Source organism: Bradyrhizobium sp. CCBAU 11361, from assembly GCF_028128935.1.
GTDB lineage: Bacteria > Pseudomonadota > Alphaproteobacteria > Rhizobiales > Xanthobacteraceae > Bradyrhizobium > Bradyrhizobium niftali.
Genome location: NZ_LBJZ01000193.1, coordinates 172,739 through 191,026 on the forward strand (window position 1 = coordinate 172,739; position 18,288 = coordinate 191,026).

General features: G+C 62.1%; 18 protein-coding genes. 8 read left to right on the top strand and 10 right to left on the bottom strand.

Going from position 1 to position 18,288, the window contains the following annotated elements:
* Positions 1–378 precede the first annotated feature (378 nt).
* From XI08_RS33785 to XI08_RS33795, 3 genes are all read right to left on the bottom strand, one after another.
* Positions 379–1,488, bottom strand: coding sequence for a Wzz/FepE/Etk N-terminal domain-containing protein (locus XI08_RS33785; RefSeq protein ID WP_271577712.1), 1,110 nt, complete (start codon positions 1,486–1,488; stop codon positions 379–381).
* Between the two features lie 5 nt (positions 1,489–1,493).
* Positions 1,494–1,784, bottom strand: coding sequence for a hypothetical protein (locus XI08_RS33790; RefSeq protein ID WP_271577713.1), 291 nt, complete (start codon positions 1,782–1,784; stop codon positions 1,494–1,496).
* 452 nt (positions 1,785–2,236) lie between these two features.
* Positions 2,237–3,136, bottom strand: a complete 900-nt coding sequence (locus tag XI08_RS33795; RefSeq protein WP_271577714.1) for a LuxR C-terminal-related transcriptional regulator — start codon at positions 3,134–3,136, stop codon at positions 2,237–2,239.
* A gap of 678 nt (positions 3,137–3,814) precedes the next feature.
* Between XI08_RS33795 and XI08_RS33800 the strand changes: the two genes are divergently transcribed.
* Both XI08_RS33800 and XI08_RS33805 read left to right on the top strand, forming a co-directional pair.
* The gene (locus XI08_RS33800) at positions 3,815–4,477 is read left to right on the top strand and encodes a LuxR C-terminal-related transcriptional regulator (RefSeq protein WP_271577715.1); all 663 of its coding nucleotides are present in this window, start codon (positions 3,815–3,817) and stop codon (positions 4,475–4,477) included.
* Positions 4,478–5,186: 709 nt separating this feature from the next.
* Entirely contained in the window at positions 5,187–5,447 is a 261-nt protein-coding gene (locus tag XI08_RS33805; RefSeq protein WP_271577787.1) for a hypothetical protein, read from the top strand.
* A 94-nt stretch (positions 5,448–5,541) separates the two neighbouring features.
* On the opposite strand, the gene XI08_RS33810 is transcribed toward XI08_RS33805, so the two are convergent.
* From XI08_RS33810 to XI08_RS33830, 5 genes are read right to left on the bottom strand one after another with little or no spacing between them, the layout of a single operon-like run.
* A complete protein-coding gene (locus XI08_RS33810; protein WP_271577716.1) occupies positions 5,542–6,267 on the bottom strand; it encodes an SDR family NAD(P)-dependent oxidoreductase in 726 nt (241 codons plus the stop codon).
* Positions 6,260–7,645: an AMP-binding protein gene (locus XI08_RS33815; protein ID WP_271577717.1), complete on the bottom strand. Its 1,386-nt coding sequence runs from the start codon at positions 7,643–7,645 to the stop codon at positions 6,260–6,262. Before XI08_RS33815 ends, XI08_RS33810 begins: the two co-directional genes overlap by 8 nt.
* Positions 7,632–7,877 carry an acyl carrier protein gene (locus XI08_RS33820; protein ID WP_027546417.1) on the bottom strand — a complete coding sequence of 82 codons (246 nt, stop codon included), beginning with the start codon at positions 7,875–7,877 and terminating at the stop codon, positions 7,632–7,634. The genes XI08_RS33815 and XI08_RS33820 overlap by 14 nt, the downstream gene beginning before the upstream one ends.
* Before the next feature lie 34 nt (positions 7,878–7,911).
* The gene (locus XI08_RS33825) at positions 7,912–9,828 is read right to left on the bottom strand and encodes a long-chain-acyl-CoA synthetase (RefSeq protein WP_271577718.1); all 1,917 of its coding nucleotides are present in this window, start codon (positions 9,826–9,828) and stop codon (positions 7,912–7,914) included.
* The gene (locus tag XI08_RS33830) at positions 9,825–10,094 is read right to left on the bottom strand and encodes a phosphopantetheine-binding protein (protein ID WP_027546415.1); all 270 of its coding nucleotides are present in this window, start codon (positions 10,092–10,094) and stop codon (positions 9,825–9,827) included. The genes XI08_RS33825 and XI08_RS33830 overlap by 4 nt, the downstream gene beginning before the upstream one ends.
* A gap of 243 nt (positions 10,095–10,337) precedes the next feature.
* On the opposite strand from XI08_RS33830, the gene XI08_RS33835 reads away from it, so the two are divergent.
* The 6 genes from XI08_RS33835 to XI08_RS33860 are packed head-to-tail and all read left to right on the top strand — an operon-like array spanning position 10,338 to position 16,868.
* The gene (locus tag XI08_RS33835; RefSeq protein ID WP_271577719.1) at positions 10,338–11,564 is read left to right on the top strand and encodes an acyl-CoA dehydrogenase family protein; all 1,227 of its coding nucleotides are present in this window, start codon (positions 10,338–10,340) and stop codon (positions 11,562–11,564) included.
* A 26-nt stretch (positions 11,565–11,590) separates the two neighbouring features.
* A complete protein-coding gene (locus XI08_RS33840; RefSeq protein ID WP_271577720.1) occupies positions 11,591–12,595 on the top strand; it encodes an amino acid--[acyl-carrier-protein] ligase in 1,005 nt (334 codons plus the stop codon).
* A 32-nt stretch (positions 12,596–12,627) separates the two neighbouring features.
* Entirely contained in the window at positions 12,628–13,929 is a 1,302-nt protein-coding gene (locus XI08_RS33845) for an O-acetylhomoserine aminocarboxypropyltransferase/cysteine synthase family protein (RefSeq protein ID WP_271577721.1), read from the top strand.
* Positions 13,926–15,083, top strand: a complete 1,158-nt coding sequence (gene metA, locus XI08_RS33850; RefSeq protein WP_271577722.1) for a homoserine O-succinyltransferase MetA — start codon at positions 13,926–13,928, stop codon at positions 15,081–15,083. The genes XI08_RS33845 and metA overlap by 4 nt, the downstream gene beginning before the upstream one ends.
* Before the next feature lie 11 nt (positions 15,084–15,094).
* Positions 15,095–15,952 carry an acyl-CoA acyltransferase gene (locus tag XI08_RS33855; RefSeq protein WP_271577723.1) on the top strand — a complete coding sequence of 286 codons (858 nt, stop codon included), beginning with the start codon at positions 15,095–15,097 and terminating at the stop codon, positions 15,950–15,952.
* 28 nt (positions 15,953–15,980) lie between these two features.
* The gene (locus XI08_RS33860) at positions 15,981–16,868 is read left to right on the top strand and encodes a branched-chain amino acid aminotransferase (protein WP_271577724.1); all 888 of its coding nucleotides are present in this window, start codon (positions 15,981–15,983) and stop codon (positions 16,866–16,868) included.
* 46 nt (positions 16,869–16,914) lie between these two features.
* Here XI08_RS33860 and XI08_RS33865 read toward each other — a convergent pair whose 3' ends face one another.
* Together XI08_RS33865 and XI08_RS33870 are read right to left on the bottom strand one after the other, a co-directional pair.
* Entirely contained in the window at positions 16,915–17,202 is a 288-nt protein-coding gene (locus XI08_RS33865; protein WP_271577725.1) for a YciI family protein, read from the bottom strand.
* Positions 17,203–17,279: 77 nt separating this feature from the next.
* Positions 17,280–18,254: a sugar ABC transporter substrate-binding protein gene (locus XI08_RS33870; protein ID WP_271577726.1), complete on the bottom strand. Its 975-nt coding sequence runs from the start codon at positions 18,252–18,254 to the stop codon at positions 17,280–17,282.
* Between the last annotated feature and the right edge of the window lie 34 nt (positions 18,255–18,288).

Genomic DNA, 18,288 nt, shown 5'->3' on the forward strand with positions numbered 1-18,288 from the left:
GCCGGCCCCAATCGCCGCATCTCTTCATACTCCGGATGCGTAGGATCGCCGATTGCTTCGAGTTAGTCCACGTCGCCGGGCGCGCCCCGACGTCCTCGGGAGGGGTAGCTAGAGTTTTGCGCCTCTGATCACGTTGACGGGCTGGAAACGCCGACGTGTTGTTGCAGCAAAATCGGCGGTAGCCGAAACGTCGCTCGGTCTGTGGCGCGCTATTGCGCCTAATCCCGATCGTCTATGGCCGTTGCCCGTCCCGCGAAGGTGAGATCAAAATCGGCTTGCTAGCGGACCACTGACCGGTGTCCGTCGTCAACCTAACGCCTTCGTAAGAACCGATCGGCCGGGCGGATGTCGATGGTCGGTGAATGAAAATGGCAGTCTTCAGCCGGATCCCGTGAAGCGCACTGCTCTTGCCTTTGCCGATGCTTCAGATTGAAGATCTGGTCGAACTGCGTCCGGAACAGGTCGCTCGATGATCCCGCCATCTTGTGCGCTTAGACGAGGTTCCTGCCCGCTGGCGTAGATGCCCCGATCCAACAGATCACGCAGCACTCCGATGGCGACGCCAAGAAGCAGCCCTCCAAGGGCCGATATTCCGAGCACGATTCTGGCTCTTGGCCAACTGGCCTTTAGGGGAGGAAACGCCCCGGCGACGAGACTGGCCTCAAACACCGGCGACGTCTGTTGTTGCGTCGCCTCCGTCTTACGCACCACGTGGCGAAAACTGTCATAGGTGTTTTTGGTTGATTCCGCTGCGGCCGTCAGTTTTTCGATGGTAGCTGCGGAATCCGCAAGCTCGTTCCCATCCTTACGATAATTCTCCAGTGCCTTTTGGGCAGCCAATGCTTGAACGCTCAATTCGTTCAGTCGATCCTTGACCCATTTCGCGTCTTGCAAGCCGGCATTGTCCATTTGATGGGTAATATATCTTTCGACAAGCGCGTTTAGGATCTCCGCCGCTCGATCAGGATTCTTGGATTCGAAAGTAACCTCGATAAGAAACGTAGGGCCGACACGTTTGGCCGAAAGTTTGCGTTCGAACGGTTCCAGGGCATAGCGCGCGGCGCTGGCTTCCGACTTCGGTTTACTCCAGCCGAGCAGCCGGGATATCGTGCTGCTAAATTGGCCCGTCGCAAATTCCGGGTCTTGAGCAAGGTCGAGCTTCTCGATCACGGCGGTCGCGATGCTCTCGGACTTTATGATTGCGATCTGACTTTCCACGACCGTTGACACCGCCGAAGCGTCCACCATGGCCAACTTCGAGTTTACGAGGAGTTGCGCCTTGGCGGTGAACGTCGGTACCGCGATGATGAGGTAAAGGATAGAAATGCAAAGCGCCGCGCAACAAGTCAGCGATATGATCGGTACATGTCGTCGTGTGAATCGCAGCACGGCCAGCACTTCTGCCAGCGACACGACCGGTCCTGGACGAAATTCGGGTGGCGGCCCATAGTCTCGATTTATCCGATTATCCGTATTGATCTGCAGCATTTTTTTTACCAGTGCTGATAGTTGAGGCGCGGCGGCGATACCCTACGAAGGAAAAGGTCGGTTAGCGGAAGATGCAGCAGATCAAGTCGCATCAATATGCCACCCTCTTGGAAGAGAGGGGCAGGGGGCGCATCTGAACTTGAAGCTTGCAGTTGCCCGATGAATCGAGCGGAATCCAGGGTGGCGAGCGGTAGCGCTTCCGGAATGCACTTGGCCCGGGCCGGCGAGGACACATCGACCGAATGTACCGGAAACCTGGTAGAGGCCAGCAAATCGGTGAAGAACGCATAACCCATGGCACTCTACGATCCAGCCGCTCATCTGCGATTGAATCAGTACATTCCAGGTCACTGGTTGGGAAAGGCGATAAATAGGTAACCAGGATGGTTGAGCCGCGGCGCTGCCGGACTAAGGTTCGAGCAGCAATCCGCTAGCGTGCCCATCTAACGGGCCTGGCGGCACTGCCGGGGTGACTCTCCCGTCGAGATGAAGACCGGCGCGCGCAGGATCATCAGCGCGACCTTCTCTCGCCGCTGGCGAGATACAAGCAGGAGGCACTGCGGGAGCGAGAAAGCCCGCTCCCGCAGTCCGCGTCGTCAACCCGAGGCCGAGGAGAGTGTCCGCACGACCTCGAGTGCTGTGCATGCAAGAGCAGCAGGGAATCTGCTGTCGGGCGCCTGGCCGTCGCGGAGTCGACGAAAGTGTCGCAGCTTCACTCCGCGATGGGGCCGTTCGCGAGTCCCTGCATCTACTTGCAGAGCCGTACCGCGGCGTGAGCCCCTGACTCGACACCCTTGCGGAGCAGGCTGTCGATACGGGGTACCACGACGTGACTGGAGTGAGGAACCAATGGCGCCGGCTCGTTGAGCTGCGCCATTTCGGAGATCACCTCGATGGGCTTCGCGATCCCTCTGCCCGCATCGACGGCTGAGGGGGCGCGATCGTTTGCCGGCCGTACCAGCGACCCGTGGTTCATTCCCCAGATCGCGGCCTGTGTCCGGTTCTGGACCCTGATCTTGCGCAGGATCGCCTTGACGTGAACCTTCACGGTCGCCTCGGCGATATTGATCTTCCTGGCAACGCACTTGTTGGAATCGCCTTCGATAAGGCAGGATAGAATTGCCTTTTCTCGGGGAGAGAGCTGCGGCAAGATCGCTTCGTCTGCAGCAGCGAGGATGGTTTGTCTGCATTCGCCGGGCTCCGCCGTTTCCGGCTCGCGATCGCGACCGGCATCAAGGGCGAATGACAGGAATGCAGGCGGGAAGACGGTCTCGCCCATCGTCACGAGTTCGACGGATTTGATGAACGCGTCGCACGAATTGACGTTCACGAAGTATCCGTTGGCCCCTGCTCGAAATGCTGAGGCAAGATCGACTGGCCGATAATTGTCGGACACGATCGCGATGCGCGCGTCCGGGTACCGATCTTTCACGAATCCGATTTGTTCTATCGCAACATTGAAGCCATCGCCGGTATGGACGATGAGGAACATCAATTTCTCTGCTTGAAGTGAGTTCGGCAATTCCTCGGGGCTCGATACCGAGGCCGGGATGTGAAAATTTGCCGCGTGCAGGATTTTAGCAATACCTTCTCTAATCAAAACGTTCTTTCCAATAAGAACGGTCTCGCAAGACTGCCGCCTCCTCATTTTACCCTCCAGCCTACTACGCAATGACACAACAGCGATGGGCGGTTGAACTGATATGACTTGTGGTTTTTAGGTCTATTGAGCTACCTCGATCGTGTTCCTCCGTTCTGGCCTGGTGTTCCTTGCCTCGTCTCGTTGGTGGATTTCGAGCAATCCATCGTGCTTAAGCTTTTATGAATGTTAGATGCGAATTCGCGATCGCCCTATATACCGTTGGTTATAGACGCGGGACTGCCTATACCCGTGTAATTGCGGGATAAAAAACCGCCTTCTGGCGCAGCCTCTGCGTGAATTAGGTGAGGATGTTCATTCAACATTGAAAGATTTGTTGGTTGTATTCGCTCGTAGATGCTATGTCTGGGCGAGCGCATTCTGCGAGCGAGTTAACGTTGAGGCATATATTGAACGTTGCGGAAATATCGAAGGCGTGCACCGTTGAGGATTACGCCATTAGGCGGACTGGATAGGCGCGGGGGGCTTGCTCGCCCCGTCAGATCACCGGAGGAAGCGAACAGATCCGGGCGTCGTGGATTAACCCTAAGTATTGTGCTGCGATTCCAACATTGCTTGTATGCTATGCTGCGATTCCAACATTGCGTGTATGCTATATGGTGTGGGTGAAACAGAAGAAGGTGCGCGGCGTTTATGTTGGGGGGGCGACTGGCTGAGGAGCGCGTAATGCGACGTATCAGTGTAGTCATTGCTGACCGGCATCCGGTGGTCTTGGAGGGGCTGAGCAAGGTGCTCGGCGCCGTGGCCGATTTCAATATCGTTGCATCCTGTAACGATGCCGCAAGCTGCATCGAGGCGATCCGGCGCTTGGCGCCCGATATGGTGATTGTCGATCCAGCAATGCCCGAGCTCGCCGCCGCGAAAATTCTTTCGACCGTCAATTCGGAAAATCGTTCGACGCATTTGGTGTTTTTCGTCGCGAGTGAAGATTGCGAACTGGTGTTCTCGGCGACGCCCGTGACCTGTAGTATCATCCTGAGAAATACCGATCCCGAGGCTTTGATGCAGTCGTTGCGGCATATCGCCAATGGTCACAACGTGCTGCCATCGACCCCATCCGACTCGATCGTGTCGCGCGAGCAGGGCACGCCTTCGGAGAACGGATTGACCGCGCTGACGGAACGCGAGCGTCAGATCATGCGGCTGGTCTCCGAAGGATTGTCGAACAAGGAAATCGGGCGCCGGTTGAATACGACCGACGGCACCATCAAGGTGCACCTTCACAACATCTTCCAGAAACTGGAAATCAGCAATCGGACGGTGCTCGCGGCCCTCGCCATCTCGCAACATGATCGCGCGACCGCCCCGCGGGAGAAGACGGAGGATTGAGTCCGACGAGTGGGGAGCGCTGAGGAGAGGCTCGTCACGCGCCACCATTCCCGGTCGACGCTCCCACTGCAATGGGCAGCGGCCTCTATGGGATGCAGCGACCCGATCCGAAAGATCCCCGTGAGCCCGCCAGACGCCGGCTTTCCTGCCGGGAGGCCCTGGTTCAGTCGGCCTTCCGTGCCATCGACGGCTGCTGAGCCAGTCCCAGGCCGCTATCGATCGCGACCACCCGGCCCAGCATCCGCCTCCTTTGGCGGCCGGCGATGAAGCTGCGTCTGTCATGGCGGCGCCCCGGCAACGCAACCGATCGACTGGAACAAGTAGCTTTAGGGGCTGAAGCCTGATTTCAAGCGCCGCTTGATTGGCGAGGTCGATGTCCGGGATGCCTAATGGGGTAGTCCCTCAGGCTTGGCGCCTGATCCAAAATCGCAGCCAAGGCGTCCGGCGGGAAGTGTACTTTATTCGTCATCTGCGGCTCTGGGTCGATCGCAGTCTGTCCGCTGTCAGGTAAAACGTAGTCGCGGGCTATGACGAACGGCTCCAGACATGATCGCAGAGATGTGCCGATTGGATCTCGGCGCATCCGGAGCGACGGCCCTGGCCCTACCTTCCTGCCCCCCCAGTGGTCAGGGTCGTTCCCTTCTGGCGGCCTGCCGTCAGGACCGGAACTCTGTCGTTGAGCTGAAAGCGAGTGCGCGGGCGCATCTTGATGTCCCTTCTGTTTCACCGTGCCGTCGAGGACATGGAAATCTGGAGTGCGGCCGGCGACGGCTTTTCCTTTGTGATCACGCATGAGACGCCTGCCGGTGCCGGCTTTCACGGACGTGCCGGCTACGTGGCGTCGTGGCGGCCGCTTTATCGGGGTAACGGCGCGATCAAGATTGGCGGTTCGGCGTTCTCAACCTTCGCGGAGGCGGAGAAGGCCTGCAACACGATGCTTGAGTATCTGAAGGGGCTATCGCCGAATTGAAGTGTGCAGCCTGATGTCAGGCCAGGTCGACTTCGAGTACCTTTGAGCCGAGAGGAGAGGTCGCCCTTGACGGCGGATGCCCGATTCCCGGCGCTCAGGCGGTGTTACCGGCGTCGACCGTCACCACGGTGCCGGTGATGTTTCGGCCGCCTTCGCCGAGAAGATATTCGACCACGGAAGCGACGTCGTCGGCTTCGGGCAGGTGGCGCAATGCGCTGCGGCGAGCGATGCGTCGACGCCCTTCGTCGTCCAGGGACCTGGTCAATTCCGTCTCGATGAAGCCGGGCGCGATCGCGTTCACTGTGATGCCGACCCTGCCAACTTCCCGGGCCAGCGAGCGGGTGAAGCCGGCAACCGCGGCCTTGGACGCAGCATACACGGACAAGCCGCTGTGGCCGGTCGAGGCGACGATGGAGGAAATGTTGACGATCCGCCCGGCGCCGTCGGCCATCATATGGCGCGCCACGTATTTGGTCAGGATCATGGGCGACAATACGTTCAAGCGAATCAAGGCCTCGATATCGGAATTGTGCATGGTCGCCAGCAGTCCGTCGGGACCGACCCCGGCATTGTTGACGAGGCCGTAGATCGCGCCGAATTCGTCGCGCAGCGATTTAGCGAAGGCCGGGATCGCATTGGTCACCGCAAGGTCGCAAGCGCGGAAATGCAGGCGTCGCTGCGCTTCGCGGACCGCAGTTGCAAGCTCCTCGCTCTCGCGGCGCGCGACGGCGATCACATTGTACTCGCCGGATGCGGCGAGCCTGCGTGCGATGGCAAGACCTATACCGCGGCTGCCGCCGGTGACGATGATGTTACGCATCGGCGCGTGCCAGCTTTCCCGCCGCGGTGACGTCGAGTCGCTGGACGAAGCGGATCACCGCAGGCACCTTCCATGCAGCCAGGCAATCTTTGCACTGACCGAGAATCTCCGTGCGAATCCTCTCGTGGCGCTCCGCATTGGTGCCGTTGGTGAGGATGACGTCGGCGACCACAATGGCGCCGGTGATGGGACTCCTGCGCGACCGCGCGCGCGACATCTGGACGGACGCGTGCCGGTTGATCACGGCTTCCACCTCCTCCGGATGCACCTTCAGCCCGCCGATGTTGATAATGCCGCCTCGCCGGCCGACGAAGTGGTATCGTTCGCCGCGCAGTTCGACCATGTCGCCGGTATCGACGAAGCCCTCGGTGTCAGCGAGCTGCGGAGCGTCGGCGCCGACATAGGCGCGCGCGGTACGCCGGGAACGGATCCGCAGTGAGCCGTCGACCACCTTCATCTCGACGCCGGCGTGACTCTGCCCGATCAGGTGGGCAGGAAAACCCTCGCGCCCGTCGTCCACGCTGAAACCGACGCCCGCCTCGGTCGAGGCATAGGCGTGCCCGATTGACGCATGCGGAAATGCTCTGGCCAGGCCGTCCAGCACCGCCTGGTCGGCGATTTCGCCGGACAGGCGGACATAGTCCGGCGCGAAATTGGCGGACGCGCCGCTCATCAGGAGCTTGCGCCAGTGCGATGGCGTCCCTGAGATGTGGGTAACCCCGCCCGCGCGCAGCCGCGCCACATGGGCGGCAATGGCTTCGCCGGGCTCCGAAAGCACCATCGATCCGCCGCCGATCACGGCCCGCAGGAAAATCTGCAGGCCGCCATAGCGGCGAATGTCGTAGAACGTCGCCCAGGTTGCGTTCCGGTGGCGCGCGGGCCCCTCGGCGATAATCGCGCCAGCGAGCCAATCAAGCGTATGTCGGACGATCTTCGGCAGTCCTGACGTCCCCGAGGTCAGCATCAGCCACTCGGTCGTGCGGTCAACCTCCGATCCCGTGGCCCTCCGTTCGGGCAGGTCGACGCCGATAACGACGTACTTGCCAGCGCTGCTTCGGTGCAGAGGCCGATCGGTGACGATGGTGTCGATATCGGCCTGCTCGAGCAGGACCTGCAGGCGATCCCAATCCAGGTCGGGCGGGCATAGGAGCATGCGACGGGCAATGCCGTCGAGCTCGATCATGGCTAGCGCGGACAGCAGCTGTCCCGACGTCGCAAGCAGCACCGAGCGGCCGGACAGCTCGGACGGTCCGCCAGCCAGGCAGCTGTGCTGGATCATGTCGGTCAGCGATACGCTGTGCCGGGCATCGGAAATCGTGCGGTCCTTCGGCCCCGCGCCGAGATATTGGCGGAGCGCGATGATGTCAGGCGGGAACATTCTCGTAGGCTCTGACAAACTCACCGAGGGTAGACGGGAAGGCCGCGTCCTCGGCGACAGTGAAGGGATCGATGCCAAGCTCGTCCTCCAGCCGCGCAACCAGGATGGCGAATGCCAGCGAATCGAACCCGGTTTCGTTCAGCGACAGATCGTCCTCAAGCGGCGGAAGCGTGACTTTCTGTTCTTCGGCGATCTGCTTCATCGCGGAGAAGATCTTCGATTTGACCGACATGATACACCTCACATTTCGGCTTTCCGAGCCAGTGTTAGAGCCTGATTTCGCCCTTTACGATGCGCGTGTAGACGGCCCGGTCGATCGAACGATAGTCACCGGTCGCCGGATCACGCATGAACAGCGGATCGTCCACCACCGAAGGATCGAATCCCTCGCGGATCAGCCGCTGCTTCTGCTGCTTGAAGGTGTCGGTCGTCTCGAGCGTCCGGCACAACCTGACGAAGACTGGAACTGCATAGCGCGGCAGCCGATACGAAAGGTGTTCTCTGAATATCCCGAAATCGAAATCTCGGCCCGCCACCAACGCCGCCATGCCGGCGCGGCCATCGACCCCGGACACCGCAACTCCATAGGTCGAGGCGTCGAGAACGCCGGTGCAGTCCCTGATTGCGTCGTTCACTTCGCTGGTCGCGACGTTCTCGCCCTTCCAGCGGAAGGTGTCGCCGACGCGGTCGATGAAGTGAAAGTACCCCTGCTCGTCGCGCAACATCAGATCGCCGGTGCGAAACCAGGCATCGCCCACAGCGAAGACGTCGTGCAGAACCTTCTTCCTTGTCGCCTCGGGATCCGTGTAGCCCTCGAAAGGCCGGCCGTCGCGATCGCCACCGCCGATACGTCCGACAGCCTCGCCGATCTCGCCAGGTGCGCAGGCGATGCAGAGCCCTGCGGCGCTCCGGACCGGGCTGCCGCTGTCGGCATCGACCTTGACGATCGAGGCGGGAAAGCGATGCGCCAGAACCGGCGGGATCCGGCCGATCGCGCCCGGTTTTCCATCGACATTGAACAGCGAGAAATTGCCTTCGGTTGCGGCATAGAATTCGAGGATCTGCGGAATCGCGAACCGGTCGGCGAACATCTCCCAGATGTCGCCGCGCAATCCGTTGCCGACGGCCAGCCGGAGCCGGTGTCGCGCCTCTTGTTCAGACGCTGGCGCCTTCAGCAAATAGCGGCAGAGCTCGCCAATATACTGGAAGACGGTGCAGTCGAAACGCTCGATGTCGTCCCAGAAGCTGCCAACGGAAAACTTCTCCGCAATCGCGACCGAACCGCCCGCGCAGAGCATGCTGCAGGGAGCGGCGACGCCGCCCACGGAGTGATGGAGCGGCAGGCAATCGTAGAGACGATCGTCGATGGACGCGTCCGTCAGTCCGGCAAACCATCCGCCCCAGGCGAGAATGCGGCGATGACTGACGTTCGCCGCCTTCGGTAGGCCCGTTGTGCCCGAGGTGTAGATGAGCAGCGCACGTCGGTCGATCGTGACGTCGCCGCGTTCGGCGGAGGATAGCGGGCGTGGGTCGAAGGCGGCGAGCGCCGCATCCAGATCGCCACTTGGATCGCCGGTGTCGAGGCTCCAACATTGCGGCACGCGGTGCAGGTGCGGACGCGAGCTCTCGAACGCATCCACGCATTCGGCAGCGAGGATGAGGTGATCGGCATGGGCGACGTCGATACAGTGGGCGAGCGACTGGCCGACCAGCCTGGTGTTGATCAGTGCCGCCGTCCCGCCGACGCTGCTGATGCCGAGCCAGCAGGCGAGGTAGTCCGGCCGGTTCGGCATCAGCACGCAGACGGTGCCTCCGGCATGGAGGCCGAGGTCCCGCGCCCAGCGTGCATACCGGTTGATCCGGGCAGCTAGTTCGCCATAGGTGAGGGATTGGCCATCCGAGAGCAAGGCGGGCCGCCCGGGCTGGCGCTGTGCCCAATCCTCCACGATGTCGGCGAACAACCGATGCGGCTGGGCTTCGAGCCGTGCGGTTAATGCGATGGCTTGCAGCCAGGTCTTGGCGGCGGACCGTCTGCGCCGCGGAGCGTCGCGGCTGGTCGCCCGCTGGATCGCGGCTTTCTTCGGGACGTGATCATGCGGCGGAGCTGGCTCGACGTGCGCGCGCGCCGGTTCGATGCTGCTCGCTTGGTTGTCGAAGCCGAACCTCTGTTCAACTGGCTTCATCCCGACCCGGATCCCAGCTGGTTGAGGATCATCCGCTCCATTGCCTTTACCGATCGGAAGTTTTCGGGGGTGATCTCGAACTGGGGAAGGATGAGATCGAACTCGGCTTCGACCTTGAGCATCAACTCGACCATGCCCATCGAGCTGAGCCCGATATCCACGAGTCGCGACTCCGGGTGGACATCGGCGGTGATCGCGTTCTGCTGCAGGACGCTCCTGACGACCGATAGAACACGGTTCTGAACGTTGATCGCAATGTTGTGCATCTCAGCCGGTCTCCCGCCGTGGCCAGGCGTGATCACATTCGGGGCGACGATACCCAACTGTTCTCTCGGCCAACAGCTCTGCTTCGGAGGTACCTCGCCCGGGAGTCACAGCTTCCTGATACCCACTTCTGCGCCAACGACGCGCCAGCGGAAGTGGGCTAGTTGTCGATTTGGAGCGGAATCCATCTCGATCTGGCTCGCATCGACCAATCATGACCACCATGAAACGGGAGGCTCTGGCCCATGACTGTGCAGGAAGTTCAGTTCCGCAACGTCGCCACGGAAATTGGCCGAGTAGCATTCTCTCCCGAAGGCCCCTCGTTCCAGCAGCGAACGGCAAATGTCGCGCAGGTCGCTGCGGCGGAGGCTGAGGCGGTCGATCGCGAGGCGCGCTTCCCGCGGAAGGCGATCGACGCGGCGCGCAAGGAGAGACTTCTGGGCGCCCAGATTCCGGTCGAGTTCGGCGGAGACGCTGCGTCTATCTCCGAGGTGGCCGATATGTGTTACGCGCTCGGCCGCTCCTGCGCTTCGGTCGGGATGATCTTCGCGATGCATCAGACCAAGGTCGCGTGCCTGGTTCGCCACGGCGCGGGCAGTGGCTGGCACGAAAGTCTCATGCGCCGCGTGGCTGCCGAGCAGATGCTGCTGGCATCGTCGACCACGGAAGGCCAGAACGGCGGAAACATACGCTTCAGTTCGGCCGCAGTGGAGAGCGCAGGCACCGAGATTTCGCTGGTGCGCGATGCGACGGTGATTTCGTACGGCGCCGAGGCGGACGGCATCATCACCATCGCGCGCCGCTCGGACGAGGCCGCCGGATCCGATCAGGTGCTGCTGGCCATCACCCGTGACGACTATACGCTGGAGCCCACGCTCGCCTGGGAGACGCTCGGCATGCGCGGGACCTGCAGCGCCGGTTTCAAGCTGAATTTCAGGGGCGCTGCGGAGCAGATATTCCCCGTGCCATACGAAAAGATCCATGCGCAGACGATGACGCCCGTCGCCCATCTGTGCTGGTCCTCGGTCTGGGCGGGGATCGCGGCTGCGGCGGTGGACCGGGCGCAGATCTTCATCCGCAAGGCCGCCCGCGGATCGGGGGGCAACATGCCTCCCGGCGCGGCGCACTTCACCGCCGCCAAAATGAGCCTGACGAAATTGCGCGCCGTCATCGCCGCGAATCTCCAGTTCTTCGAAGTCCGCGAACGGGACGTGCGCGCGCTCTCGTCCGTCGACTTCCAGTCCTCGATCAATCTCCTCAAGGTGGAGGCCTCTGAGCTCGCGGTTGCGACCGTCATGCACGCGATGCGCGCCTGCGGCCTGTCCGGATACCGCAACGACACCGACGTAAGTATCGGCCGCCACCTGCGTGACGTGCTTTCCGCTCCGATCATGATCAACAACGATCGCATCCTCGCCAGCATGGGGACCGCCACGCTGATGAGCACGGTTCCGGACTCTTTGTGCGATTGATCTTCTTCTGAAAAGGAAACGGCCTGATGAACGTGGTCATTGTCGAAGCACCTGCGGACTCCACTCCCCCTCCAGCCGATCCGTTGGATCATCTTGCAGATGCGCTGTTCCACGAGATGGGCTCTCCCGGCGTCTATGCCCGCACCGCTCTCTACGAAGACGTTGTGGAGCGAATTGCGGCGCTGATCTCGCGGAATCGCGAGCCGGACACCGAGGTGATGCGCTTCCCGCCCGTCATGAATCGCGCGCAGCTCGAGAGGTCGGGCTATCTGAAGAGCTTTCCCAATCTTCTCGGCTGCGTCTGTGGCCTGCACGGCATAGAAAGCGAGATCCACGCGGCGATCAGCCGCTTCGATGCCGGCGGCGACTGGACCGAATCGCTATCACCGGCCGATCTCGTGCTGTCGCCGGCAGCCTGCTATCCGGTCTATCCGATCGCGGCGAGCCGAGGGCCCGTGCCGGCAGCCGGCTGGAGCTTCGACGTCGCCGCCGACTGTTTCCGTCGTGAACCCTCGCGCCATCTCGACCGGCTGCAGTCCTTCAGGATGCGCGAATTCGTCTGCATCGGCAGCGCCGATCACGTCTCGGTGTTCCGGGACCGTTGGATGATACGCGCGCAGAAGATCGCCCGGGATCTCGGCCTGACCTTCAGGGTCGACCATGCCAACGACCCGTTCTTCGGCCGGGTCGGGCAGATGATGGCGGTGAGCCAAAAGCAGCTGTCGCTGAAGTTCGAACTGCTGGTGCCACTGCGCTCCGAGGAGCAACCGACCGCCTGCATGAGCTTCAACTACCACCGGGATCATTTCGGCACGACCTGGGGCATCGTCGATGCGGCCGGCGAGCCGGCCCACACTGCATGCGTCGCCTTCGGAATGGACCGTCTCGCCGTCGCCATGTTCCATACCCACGGCAAAGACGTCGCTCAGTGGCCGATCGCAGTACGGGACCTGCTTGGCCTGGGGCAGACCGACCGCGGGGCAGCGTCAACAGTCGAGGAGTACCGATGCGCCAAGGAAGTCGGGAGCTAGCCCGGGCTCGAAGAGCAGAAGGGGGCGCCTCCATGAGGAGAGAGACTCTCGCCATTCACGGCGGCTTCGAAAGTGATCCGGCAACGAAAGCCGTTGCCGTGCCGATCTACCAGACGGCCTCCTATGCATTCGACAGCGCCGACCATGGAGCCGCGCTCTTCAACCTTGAAGTGGACGGCTTCCGCTACACCCGGATCGGCAATCCGACCAACGCGGTGCTGGAGAAGCGCGTCGCCGCCCTGGAAGGAGGCATCGAGGCACTCAGCGTGGCCTGTGGTCAGGCCGCGGTGAATTATGCGGTCGTGAACATCGCGGAGATGGGCTCCAACATCGTCTCGGTTCCGCAGCTCTATGGCACCACGCATACGCTGTTCGCGCACATCCTGCCGAGGCAGGGCATTGCGGTCCGTTTCTCGGAAGACGACCGGCCGGAAAGCGTCGAAAGGCTGATCGACGACGATACGCGAGCGGTGTTCTGCGAGAGCGTCGGGAATCCGGCCGGAAACGTCTGCGACATCCAGGCGATGGCCGATGCCGCGCACAGGCACGGCGTCCCGCTCATCGTCGACAACACGGTGCCGACACCGATCCTGCTCAGGCCGATCGAATACGGCGCAGACATCGTCGTGGAGTCGCTGACGAAATTCATGGGCGGGCATGGCACGACGCTCGGTGGAATCATCGTCGACGGCGGCAGGTTCCCGTGGGCGGAGCATCGCCGGCGCTTCCCGATGATGAACGAGCCGGAGCAGTCCTACCACGGACTGGTCTTTACCGAGCGCTACGGCGCCGCCGCCTACATTGCGCGTTGCCGCGCCGTCTCTCAGAGGACCACCGGCGCCGTCCTGGCGCCGATGAACGCCTTCCTGCTGCTCCAGGGCATCGAGACCGTCGCGCTCCGGATCGAGCGGCACGTCGAGAATGGGGCAAAGGTCGCGCAGTTCCTGCGCAATGACCGCCGTGTCGAGTGGGTGAATTATGCCGGCTTTCACGACAGCCCCTATTTCGTGCTGACGCAGAAGTATCTGGGTGGTCAGGCGTGTTCGCTGCTGACGTTTGGCGTGGCCGGAGGCTTCGAGGCGGGCAAGCGGTTCTACGACGCGCTGAAGCTCTGCAAGCGGCTGGTCAATATTGGCGACGCGAAAACGCTGGCCTGCCACCCCGCATCGACAACGCACCGGCAAATGTCTCCCGGAGAACAGGACAGAGCCGGCGTGCGGCCCGAGATGATCAGGCTGAGCGTCGGAATTGAGCACATCGACGACATCGTCGCGGATCTCGATCAGGCCCTTTGCGCCGTTGACGTTTCGTCAAGCATGAAGGCACTCGCATGACTGTCTTGATCGACGTAGATTCGCACGAGCACCACCTCTTATCGCGAGCACCGGGCACAGGCGCCCACGCGACGGCGTCGTCGGGGAACCGGGCGGAGTGCCTCGACATCGGGCTCATCAACAACATGTCGGATGCCGCCTTGATGTCGACCGAGCGCCAGCTGTTCGACCTGCTGGCTGCGGCTTCCGGACGACTTTGCGTCAGGCTGCATTTCTATACGATGGAGGCGACCCCCCGTTCGGAATGGGGGCGCGATTACGTTCGTCGATACTACCGCAGCATCGACGATCTGCTGAACAGACAACTGGATGGAGTGATCGTCACCGGCGCCGAACCCAGAGCCGCCAGTCTGACGGAAGAGCCATACTGGACCACCTTCGCCGAGATCGCCGACTGGGCCAGGGACAATACGGTGTCGTCGGTGTTTTCCTGTCTGGCCGTCCACGGGGTCGTCCTGCACCTGGACGGCGTTACGCGCCACAAGCTCCCCACCAAATGCTTCGGTGTCTTCGCCCAAACGAAGACGAGACATCATCCCTTGATGCAAGATGTGCCGAGGACCTTCCGAATTCCGCACGCCCGGTGGAACGAAGTGCAGGAGGAGGATCTCTCGGACTGCGGATATTCGGTTCTCACCTGGTCGGCGGATGCTGGCGTCGATTGCTTCGTCAAGCAGCAGAAGAGCAGCCTCTTCGTCCATTTCCAGGGGCACCCTGAGTACGAAACCCAGAGCCTGCTGGGTGAATATCGCAGGGATATGGGTCGCTTCCTCCGGGGAGAGAACGAGGTCTGTCCGACGATACCGACGGGCTATCTGAACGAGGGCGCGGAAGAGATGATGATCGCTTTCCGGCAGAAAGCCCTTTCCGACAGAAACCCGGAGCTTTTTGCCGAGTTTCCGGTCGATCGGCTGACGAAGGACCTGCGCAATGTCTGGCGTCTGCCGGCCCAGCGCATATACCGCAACTGGTTGCTGTACATGGTGTCGCAGCGCGCCGGACGCTCAAAGCCGCTGGGAGCCCGAGAAGCGGCCCTGTCTGCCGCCGGAATTCCGGCGCATCGCCACGGACGCAAGTTGGTTGCCGCTCGATCCGCTCGTCTGGCGCGCTCGTCAAACCCGGCCAGCAAGAGGCGGCTCGGATACTACGAGTGAGAGTTCGGACCATGATCCGATGCCGTGAGATAGGAATAGCCGATCTTGATGCCATCGCCGATCTTCTGACACGCGGCTTTCCGATCCGTTCGCGCGACTACTGGATCGACGGACTCCGGCGCCTGTCCGTGCGCGAGACGCCCGACAGCTTCCCGCGCTTCGGCTACATGCTCGAGCACGACCGGGCGCCCGTCGGTGCTCTGCTGTTGATCCACACCGCAAGGAACGACGGTGGAAGCACCTCCATCCGCTGCAATCTTTCCAGCTGGTATGTGGAACCCGCCTTTCGCAGCTACGCACCGATGCTGACCAAGGTCGCGCAGCGCCACAAGGACGTGACCTACGTCAATAGCAGTCCGGCGGAATGGACTTGGCAAACCATCGAAGCGCAGGGATTCCAGCGCTATTGCGGCGGCTTGTTCTTCTCCCTTCCGGCGCTGTCGCATCCGGTCAAGGCCATGCGCGTGGAGATCTTCCGGCAGGACACGCAGGCGATCGACGGCTTGTCCGAGGCCGACGTTGCGCTGCTGGCGCGTCACGCAGCCTACGGCTGTTTCTGCCTGGTGTGCCGCGCCGCCGATGGCCGCGCCTTTCCGTTCGTCCTGCAGCAGATGCGCGCCGGTGGCATCAGGCTGCCGGCGATGCAGATGATCTATTGCCCCGATGTGGCCGATTATGTCGTGTGCGCCGGCGCCATCGGTCGCTTCCTGCTGCGGCACGGCCGGATATCGATTGCGTTCGACGCCAATGGCCCTGTGGCTGGCCTCGTCGGCATCTACAGGCCGGTCGGCCGCAAATACTTCAAGGGCCCGCATTGCCCCCGGCTTGCCGATCTGTCGGAATCCGAGCTGGTGATCTACGGACCATAACTCAGTCGTCCCGGAACGGAGGTTCGTCATGGTTCCCGATACCAAGTCCGTCAGCCATTCGAGGACATGGACATTCTTCCGCGGCCAGTGGCACGAGGGCAACGTGCCGATCATGGGGCCGCGCACCCATGGGCTCTGGCTCGCCTCGACCATCTTCGATGGTGCGCGCGCTTTCGAAGGCGTCATGCCCGACCTCGATCGTCATTGCGCCCGCGTCAATCAATCTGCAGTCAATTTCGGGCTCAAACCGGTCGTCGATCTCGACACGTGGCTCGGACTGGTGCGCGAAGGTATCGCCCTTTTCCCGATCAATGCCGAACTCTACATCCGCCCGATGTACTGGCCGCAAAACGGCATCGGCGGCGGTGTGCTGTTCGATCCGGAAACGACGGACTGGTGCCTTTGCATCTACGAATCGCCGATCCCGGAGCCCGTCGGCAGCGCGATTACACTGTCGCCGTTCCGCAGGCCGACCGCCGAATGCGCGCCGGCCGATGTCAAGGCCTCCTGTCTTTATCCGAACAGCTCCCGTGCGCTCAGGGAGGCGGTCTCGCGCGGCTTCCAGAATTGCCTGATGCTGGACATGCTCGGTAACGTCACGGAGTTCGGCAATTCGAACGTGTTCATGGCGAAAGACGGCGTTGTCTTTACGCCGGCGCCGAATGGCACTTTCCTGAATGGGATCACGCGGCAGCGCGTGATCGAGCTCTTGCGTGGTGACGGCATCACGGTGTTGGAGGCAACGCTGCGCTATGCCGATTTCGTCAGTGCGGACGAGATCTTTTCGACCGGCAATTTCGCAAAAGTCGCGCCGGTGATCCGGATCGACGACCGGCAACTCAGGCCCGGGCGCTTTTATGCGCGGGCACGAGAGCTGTATTGGGATTTTGCCCACGGGGTGAAGCTTGCCGCGTGAGAGGACTTCGAATCGAACTTGCCGGTTCGGCCGATGCCGAGGCCGCTCAACCCTGGCGGCGCAGAAAGCCCGTGATCGTGACCTTGTCCCAGATGCCGGCCGCGGCGAAGGGATCGGCGCGGTTGAAGGCTTCGACTTCGTTGCGGCCCGACGCCTCGATCAGGAACAGGCTGCCGATCATGGTCGCGCCGTCGTCGGAGACGAGCGGCCCCGACATCACGATCTTGACGCCGTAACACGAGGTGTCACTGAGAAAAGCCTTGTGGGCGTCGTAATTGGCGAGCCTGGTCGGCAGCGCTCCGGCGCGGTCGATGGCGTGAATGGCGAACAGCATGGTGGTCTCCGTTCTCTTGCTTCGGTTCTTGGGACGGCCGCGATGGCGGCCGTCCGTGCTTGTCGGGATCGGTTGATCTACTTGGCGCCGAGCTTGCTGGCGTCCTCGAAGGTCGGGCAGGTCCGCTGCTCCAGCGGCACGTCGAACGGCTGGTAATTGTCCTTGGTGATGACGGTCGGCTTCAGCACGATCTCGCTGATGACAGGCTGGTTGCGCAAGGAGCGGATCGCCATCATGGTGCCGAGGCAGCCTTGCGCAAATCCGTTGTAGTCGCCGCTCGCGAGCAGCTTGCCGGACTTGATCGCGTCGATCGCCTCCTTGGTGCCGTTGATGCCGATCACCTGCGCCTTGCGGTTGGCGCCGTCGAGCGCCTCGATCGCACCGACCGCCATGGCGTCGTTGGCGGCGAGCACGCCGTCGATCTGCGAATTCGACTGCATCAGATTCTCCATCACCTGGAGCGCCTGGAGCCGCTGGTAGTTGCCGGGCTGCGAGGCCAGCAGCTTGGCGCCGGCGTTCTCCTTCAGCGCGTCGTTGAAGCCGCGGACGCGGTCGACATTGGTCAGCGAGCCCTTGACGCCCTCGATGATGACGATGTTGCCCTTGCCGCCCAGCGTCTTGAGCAGGAAACGCGCGGTTTCCAGCCCGAGGCTGTAATCGTCGGCGCCGACGAAGGAGAGGAACTTGCCGCCGGCGGAGCGGTCGGTGATGTTGACGACGGGGATCTTGGCTTCGTTGATCTTCTCGACCCCCGGCACCATCGCCTTGTAGTCGACCGGCGTGAAGACGATGGCGCTCGGCTTCTTCACCACGACGTCCTCGATCTGGCTGAGCTGCTCGGGGATCGAGTCCGGCTTGGTCGGAATGTACTGGAGCGTCTTCGCGTTCAGCGCCTTCGCCATGTTGTCGGCGCCGACCCGCACCGTCTGGAAGAACGGGTTGGTCTGGTTTTTGGTGAAGACGGCGATGGTCTCGCCGTCCGCGCGCGCCTCCGTGGTGAGCGCGGCCGCCATCAGCAGCGGCAGCGCCAAATAGCCAAGTTTCCGTTTCATGTTGCCTCCATCCCTCATTTTGCTTGTTGGAACT